The organism is uncultured Ellagibacter sp. (assembly GCF_934636505.1).
GTDB lineage: Bacteria > Actinomycetota > Coriobacteriia > Coriobacteriales > Eggerthellaceae > Ellagibacter.
Genome location: NZ_CAKUAL010000102.1, coordinates 1 through 4507, shown reverse-complemented (window position 1 = coordinate 4507; position 4507 = coordinate 1). Strand labels below are relative to the sequence as shown.

Here is a 4507-nt window from a genome sequence, read left to right as displayed (position 1 = left end):
GGCCAATTCTTTCTCCAAGATGGAGCCTGGCGAGCCATTATCTTCAAGCTGGCTCACCAGGCACCATCGAACCTCCCGCTTTGCGAACACGCGAAGGCCTGCCACCGAATACGAAGGCCTTGCGCGGGATGCACAGCTTAATGCGAGCTTTGACCGACTTTCTGGTAGAATCGGCACTGCCGCATTATGCGCCCCTGTAGCTCAGCGGATAGAGCGTCGGTTTCCTAAACCGTGCGTCGGAGGTTCGAGTCCTCTCAGGGGCGCCACTTTCCTGCCTGCGGTTTTCGGCTTTTAGCTTCCTAATGCCTACCTTTCGCATCAGTTTTTTTTCCAATTCCCCAAAAAAGCACTTGCGCGTGGTGGAGCGATGTGCTTACAATGGCTCCACAATTTCAAAGCGTCACCCCTTATGACTCGCTCTGAATCCTTCGGGAAACAGGGCGCCGAAGGGGCCTCTGGAGAATCCCAGGCAAGCTGGGTGCCGAAGGGGCAAGGCGAAACACCTGGTCACAGGCTTTTCGTTGAAACTCTCAGGCAAAAGGACAGAGAAAAGCTTACTGCTTGTCGCATCTGCGTGTCGCATTTCGCTTTTCCCTTTCCTTTTGTTGCGCCCATACCGCTTGTCGCGCGCGTTAAAACTCGGAACGCGCGAGTCCTCCACGGCCTTTTCGAGGGCCGCTTGAAGTTGCGAAACGTAACGGATATCGAGGAGGAACAGTGGAAGACTTCTTCAGCGCGTTCAACAACGTGCTCAATGCCATCGACGACTTCATCTGGGGCGTGCCCTTGATGGTGCTCATCCTGTTCGGCGGCATTCTTCTGACCGTGCGCCTGCGCGGCCTGCAGTTCAGCAAGCTGCCGCGCGCCCTGCGCTACATGCTGAAAAACGAGAAAGGCGAGGACGCGACCGGCGAGGTGTCGTCGTTCGGCGCTCTGTGCACCGCTCTTTCCGCGACCATCGGCACCGGCAACATCGTCGGCGTGGCGACCGCAGTCGTCGCCGGCGGCCCGGGCGCCATGTTCTGGATGTGGGTTGCCGCCTTGTTCGGCATGGCGACCAAATACTCCGAGGGCCTGCTCGCGGTGAAGTTCCGCAGCATCGACAAGGACGGCCACGTGCTCGGCGGCCCGTTCTACTACATCGAGCGCGGCATGGGAAAGCGCCTGCCCCAGATTTCCTGGAAGTGGCTCGCGAAGATCTTCGCGTTCTTCGGCATGTGCGTCGGCCTGTTCGGTATTGGTACGTTTACGCAGGTCAACTCCATCAACTCCGCAATCACCGGCTTCTTTGACCCCAACAAGTCGGCAACCGTGAGCATCCTTGGCATGGATTACTCCATCGCCACCGTGATCGGGTCGCTTCTTGTCGCGATCGTTGTCGGCCTCGTCGTCATCGGCGGACTGAAGCGCATCGCGAGCGTTTCCGAGAAGGTCATCCCCGTGATGGTCGTGATCTACGTGGCGTTCTCGCTCATCCTCATCGTGCTGAACATCACGGCGCTGCCCGACGCGCTTGTCACCATCGTCCAAAGCGCCTTCGGCTTGCGCGCTGCCGCAGGCGGTGCGCTCGGCGCGATCATCATCGCCATGCAGAAGGGCATCGCGCGCGGCATCTTCTCCAACGAGGCAGGCCTGGGCTCCGCGCCTATCGCCGCCGCGGCTGCGCAGACGAAAGAGCCGGTGCGCCAGGGTCTCGTTTCGATGACCGGCACCTTCCTCGACACCATCATCGTGTGCTCCATGACCGGCCTCGCGCTTGTCATGACCGGCGCCTACCAGATCCCCGGGCTCGAAGGCGCCGCCGTCACCACCGCGGCGTTCCAGATGGGCCTGCCCTTCATTCCCGCCGAAGCCGTGTCGTTTGTCCTAATGGTGTGCCTGGCACTCTTCGGTTTCACCACCATCCTCGGCTGGGACTACTACGGCGAACGTTGCCTGGAGTACCTCTCCGGCGGTTCGAAGAAGGCTGTGAAGACGTACCGCTGGCTCTACATCCTCGCCGTGTTCATCGGCCCCTACATGACCGTCTCCGCCGTGTGGACCATCGCCGACATCTTCAACGCCTGCATGGCTATCCCGAACATGATCGCCTTGATCGCGCTGTCCGGCGTGGTTGTGAAGGAGACGAAGGACTACTTCAAGCGCCTCGACGAGGCCGCAGGCGACGAGGACAACCTTGCGCCGCGCGACACCTCCGACGACTGGAAAGCCGAGGAGGCGACGGCGTAGAACGCGCCTAGCGGGGCGCAATCGCCCGACGCTTATCGTCTTTCTTGCCGAGAAGGCGGATTGATTGGCCGAAGAGGCTTGTCAACCCGCCTTCTCGCTTTCTATACTTGCGCGTGCATCGATAATCGAACGGCCCGCGACATCGCGTCGTAAGGCTTGCGCATAGTAAGGCTTAGCCCCATGTCAGACAGCCCGGCACCGCCTGATAACCGCACCGACCGCTTGGGAACCGAGCGCATCGGAAAGCTGCTCCTCGAGTTCTCCATCCCCGCCATCGTGAGCATGGCGTTCAACACGCTCTACAACGTGGTCGATACGATCTTTTTGGGACAGGCGCTCCCCGACGGTTCGGGCGTGGCGGTGACCACCCTCGCCTTCCCCGTGATGACCCTCCTTATGGGCTTCTCGATGATCGCCGGCCAAGGCGGCAACGCGCTCGCGGCAATTCAGCTGGGGAAGGGAGAGAAAGACCAGGTTGAGCGCACGCTCGGGAACTCGGCCACGCTGCTTGTGGGCATCGCCGTCGTCATCGCGGTGACGTCGTGGCTCCTCATCGACCCCATCCTCGCAGGCATCGGCACGACCGATGAACTTTGGGACCTCACGAAGACTTTCGTTCAGATTATCTGCTTCGGCTTCATCTTCCAATCGCTTGGCATGGGGCTCAACAACTTCCTACGCACTGCGGGAAGGCCCAACCTCGCGCTCGGCACCATGATCTTCGGCACGGTGATGTGCATCATCTTCAATTATCTGTTCGTCATCGTGCTGGGGTTCGGCGTCGCGGGCAGCGCATCGGCCACGATTCTCGGTCAGGCATGCGGCATGGTGCCAGTCGTCTGGCATTTCACCATGAGCAAAAACGCCGCCTTCAAGCTGCGCCTTCACTGTTGCGTGCCCGATGTGAAGCTCATGGGGAACATCCTCATGATGGGCATCGCATCGTTCGTGATGCAGGTCGCGTCCATGCTCGTCGGCATCGTGCTGAACCACGTGGTGAGCCTGTACGGGTCGACCGACCTCATCGGCACCACGGCCGCACTCGCCGCGATCGGCGTGGCGCAAAAAGCGGCGATGTTTGCGATCACCCCGCTCATCGGCCTGATCATGGGAGCGCAGCCCATCATCGGGTTCAATTACGGCGCGAAACTGTGGCAGCGCGTGCTCGACACGCTGAAGTGGGCGAGCATCACCGGCGTATGCATCGGCGGAGCGTTCTTCCTGATTGCGGAGGCCATTCCCACGCCGATCGTGGAGCTGTTCGGCGTTTCGGGCGACCTGGAGAATTTCGCCGTGTATGCGCTGCGCGTGTACGTGATTTTCTTCGCGCCCGTTGGATTCCAGATTGTGGGATCGAGCTACTTCCAGTCAAGCGGCCAGCCGATGAAGGCCGCGATTCTCGAGCTCACACGCCAGGTGCTCTTCCTCATCCCCCTGTACCTGCTGCTGCCGCCCGTGCTGACAGCGCTCTTCGGTACGACGGGACTTGAGGGCGTCATCATAAGCGCTCCGGTGTCCGACGCTCTTTCAGTATGCGTCACCAGCGTCTTCGTCGCGCGAGAAGTCCGCAAGCTACGCCGCCTGCGCGACAGCGGAGGGATTGCGTAAGGGATGCCGCACGCAAAAAAGCGCGGGGCGAACCCGCGCTTTTCCCAACTTGCCAAGCGGCATGTTCGCCGCCGCACCTGCGACTTTTACTCCTCGGGGACGAGGCCCTTCAAGGCGCTTGCCACCTTGCGCGCGGCAGCCGTGATCGTGAGGTCGTCAACGTTCACCGTGACCTCCGCATACTTCTCGTAAAGTGGCTTGCGCTCGTCGAAGAGCTCATGCAGGCTCATGCCGACGCCGTTCTTCAAAACTACGCCGCGCTCCTGCAAATCGGACAGGCGGCTTTTCAGCTCGTCGTAGGAAATCTGCAGGTATACCACGTGGCCGATCTCGGAAAGATGCTTCATGGCCTCGTCGGAATAGACCGCAGAACCGCCCGTCGCGATGACCGAATGTTCGGCCTTCAAATCGGAGAGCACCTGGTTCTCAACGGCAATGAACCCTTCGGGGCCGCACGCGTCGAGCAGCTTTTGCAGCGTCTTGTCGCACTGATTCTGAATCACCAGGTCGGCGTCGATAAAGTCGTAACCGACGATCTTCGCGAGCACGATGCCCAAAGTTGACTTGCCGGCACCCGGCATGCCGATCAGGACGATGTTGTTTTTCTCCGACATGGCTTCTCCTTCAACGGTAATGTCTCGCTGATCACTATAGCAGCAAAGATCAGCAC

At 60.3% G+C, this 4507-nt stretch carries 4 protein-coding genes, 1 tRNA gene and 1 riboswitch; of the genes, 4 read left to right on the top strand and 1 reads right to left on the bottom strand.

Features of this window, described 5'->3' with window-relative positions:
- The 4 genes from Q0G18_RS08930 to Q0G18_RS08915 all read left to right on the top strand — a co-directional run.
- A partial coding sequence (locus Q0G18_RS08930) for a hypothetical protein (RefSeq protein WP_297152193.1) occupies nucleotides 1-200 on the top strand: 200 nt, incomplete at its 5' end.
- A tRNA-Arg gene (locus Q0G18_RS08925) sits at nucleotides 191-266 on the top strand. The genes Q0G18_RS08930 and Q0G18_RS08925, both read left to right, overlap by 10 nt.
- Nucleotides 267-445: 179 nt before the next feature.
- Nucleotides 446-556, top strand: a riboswitch (glycine riboswitch).
- 161 nt (nucleotides 557-717) lie between these two features.
- Complete coding sequence (locus tag Q0G18_RS08920; protein WP_297152190.1) at nucleotides 718-2229, top strand: sodium:alanine symporter family protein; 1512 nt, start codon at nucleotides 718-720, stop codon at nucleotides 2227-2229.
- A 180-nt stretch (nucleotides 2230-2409) separates the two neighbouring features.
- Nucleotides 2410-3837, top strand: a complete 1428-nt coding sequence (locus tag Q0G18_RS08915) for an MATE family efflux transporter (RefSeq protein ID WP_297152187.1) — start codon at nucleotides 2410-2412, stop codon at nucleotides 3835-3837.
- A gap of 86 nt (nucleotides 3838-3923) precedes the next feature.
- Here the strand turns inward: Q0G18_RS08915 and Q0G18_RS08910 are convergent, their stop codons facing one another.
- Nucleotides 3924-4451, bottom strand: coding sequence for a shikimate kinase (locus tag Q0G18_RS08910; protein ID WP_297152184.1), 528 nt, complete (start codon nucleotides 4449-4451; stop codon nucleotides 3924-3926).
- Between the last annotated feature and the right edge of the window lie 56 nt (nucleotides 4452-4507).

Excerpts from the sequence above, each read along its gene's own strand:
- Q0G18_RS08915 (WP_297152187.1), top strand. The coding sequence starts at position 2,410 with ATGTCAGACAGCCCGGCACCGCCTGATAACCGCACCGACCGCTTGGGA.
- Q0G18_RS08910 (WP_297152184.1), bottom strand. The coding sequence starts at position 4,451 with ATGTCGGAGAAAAACAACATCGTCCTGATCGGCATGCCGGGTGCCGGC.